Genomic DNA, 2,365 nt, shown 5'->3' on the forward strand with positions numbered 1-2,365 from the left:
TTTGTTTGTATCTTTATTATTTTTAAATTGTATCTGCTCTTTCCTACATTTCTCATATCAATAAATATAGGTTACACAATGATGAAAGTATATTTATGTTTACGGTTCGATTTATCCAAATACTCTTCAATCTCCATTTTCAACATAACATGGTCCACCTTTATCCAAGTATCTTCACGTAGCCTTAAACACGCTTTCATTTAAATTCTCAATCTCATCTTGCAACTTTTTAAATTGTTCAAAATGCATTGTTATAGATTGAGTACTATTCCTTTCAACATTTTGCTTCACTAATAGAACGCCTGTATCGTGAAAAATCGCTTCAAGTTCTTTCCTTATAGATACTTTCGTAATATATGCTGTTTTAATTGCCGATAAAATTGCTATTTCATTAAACTTTAATTTTATTTCATTAGGACAAAATGCTTTTTCGATCAATGTAACATCATTACTACAAATAAAAGCAACAAGTTTACTTGATTCTGCATCTGTTAAATCTACTGTTTTTATAACATTATCCATTACATTTTGCCTCCTTTAATTCCATATATATTAATTATTCAAATTTATACTTTTTAAAATTCAACTCTTCATTAATTTTAACATACTTTTTGCCCAATTGATTAAATAAAGCTTCAAATGTTTTCCTATCCCACAATATTTGTCAAACGAACCAATTAAACTATACCTTCATATAGTAGTGCAAACAATTACTTATAAGGTAGGTGAAAATTATGCCCTCAGTTGTTGGGAATTTAGTTGTACAAAATAGTAACGGATCTTTCAACTTAGGTGATTTCTACAACGTTTCTCCAAAAGAGAATACAAAAGCTTATAACGGCTCTGGCGCATCTAACGTTGGTTTCGTTGTGAACACTTTTAGTGGGGTTAGCGCGACTAATACATTTGATTCTGATTTAGCGGATCAAAACCAAGTTGGTACGGCCTAACCAGATCTGTAATCAGATTTGTATAATATTTTAAAATTTGTCTATACTATACTCAGGCTGATAAACAGCTATCGTTGATTTTTTGAGTACCCAATCTTTTTCTCCCTTTCCCTGGGGCTAAGCAGCTAGTTTGCATCTAGCTGCTTTTTCATTTAATTCTTCACCTCTTCAAAAATAATAAGGGTTTTGTCCATCATCCATTGACTAGTAGCTCATAACAATTGGGCTTTTGCAGGCAGCCTGACGTACAGCCGAATTTTGAGGTGTGAATCTAACTGCCCGCCAATAACGGGACAAATTAAAGGAAGCTAAGTTTCAAAATTCAGCTTCTTTTAGGTTACATCAATTATGTCCATTGCAGAAAATATATACGTTTTATAAAATGCATCTGTACATTTTACAATTTGTTGAATAGGATTTATATGAACCACTGTCATATAACTTGTAAGTATGTATCCTTCTTCAAAATATGTCACTAACATCTCTTCTTCAGACAATAATGAAGTTAATAACTTGTCTGAAATACTTGCTTTCGCTTCATTCGTTATTTGCGGTCTTTGGACTTTTAATTTCTCTCCAATAATTTTTTTCATACTTAATAATTGTTCCGACATTACTGTAAACGGAACCCACTCTCTTCTTGTTTCCTGTATCTTTACATAATTCATTTTCTTTACTCCTCAATTTTCTATATCTATCCATTCACAAAATAGAAATTTCACTTCTAAATACACTTTATCCATCTCTTATTTAATATGTAGTGTAGCTTTCCAATCAAAAACTATTTATGAATTTATATAAATCTCCACTATAAAAGAACATTTGTTCTTATTATACACGAACGAACGTTCTTTCTGAAGTGCAACATGTAAATTTTCCAAACAAAATGTAACTTTAATCTATGAAGTTTATTCATACTCATTGATTACTCCCTATTATTAATCAATTTTCTTTGCACTTCCTATCGCATCATAGAATACGTGTAGCAACAATAAAAGCGACTCCACCCAATGTGGAGTCGCTTTTTACATTTCTACTTTTCTTTTCTATCCTAACTAACGTTCTTTCTGGAATACAAATTTCAGCTACATCAAAATGATTTATTTTCAAATTTAATTCCTACAATATTATTCAACAAAGCACTTCATAAATACATTTATACATTCATTTCCTGCGTAGATAAAAGAAGTTTTAGTTTTAGTTTTAGTTTTACTATTCATTCACCATCCATCGACATAAGCATATACTTTCATTATAAATGAAACTCACAAAACTTTCGAAACTTATAAAGAATGTAAAACATTACATTCTTTATAAGTTTCATACATTTCGACAAATCATTTCATTGATCCTGTATGTAATAATCAGTAAGGACGAACAATGTCAAAACTAATCATTTCATTACTTTACTTTCT

At 30.1% G+C, this 2,365-nt stretch carries 3 protein-coding genes; 1 reads left to right on the forward strand and 2 read right to left on the reverse strand.

The genetic code is table 11. The features are described 5' to 3' along the window. Positions 1–174: 174 nt before the first annotated feature. Complete coding sequence (locus CDB3_RS12705; protein WP_128854742.1) at positions 175–522, reverse strand: hypothetical protein; 348 nt, start codon at positions 520–522, stop codon at positions 175–177. A 212-nt stretch (positions 523–734) separates the two neighbouring features. On the opposite strand from CDB3_RS12705, the gene gerPF reads away from it, so the two are divergent. Next, positions 735–950, forward strand: a complete 216-nt coding sequence (gerPF, locus tag CDB3_RS12710; protein ID WP_001141569.1) for a spore germination protein GerPF — start codon at positions 735–737, stop codon at positions 948–950. 332 nt (positions 951–1,282) lie between these two features. Here gerPF and CDB3_RS12715 read toward each other — a convergent pair whose 3' ends face one another. Further along, positions 1,283–1,618 (reverse strand): YolD-like family protein, encoded by a 336-nt coding sequence (locus CDB3_RS12715; protein WP_128854743.1) that lies wholly within the window; start codon positions 1,616–1,618, stop codon positions 1,283–1,285. Between the last annotated feature and the right edge of the window lie 747 nt (positions 1,619–2,365).

The sequence above is a fragment of the Bacillus sp. CDB3 genome (assembly GCF_002081505.1).
Taxonomy (GTDB): domain Bacteria; phylum Bacillota; class Bacilli; order Bacillales; family Bacillaceae_G; genus Bacillus_A; species Bacillus_A cereus_AT.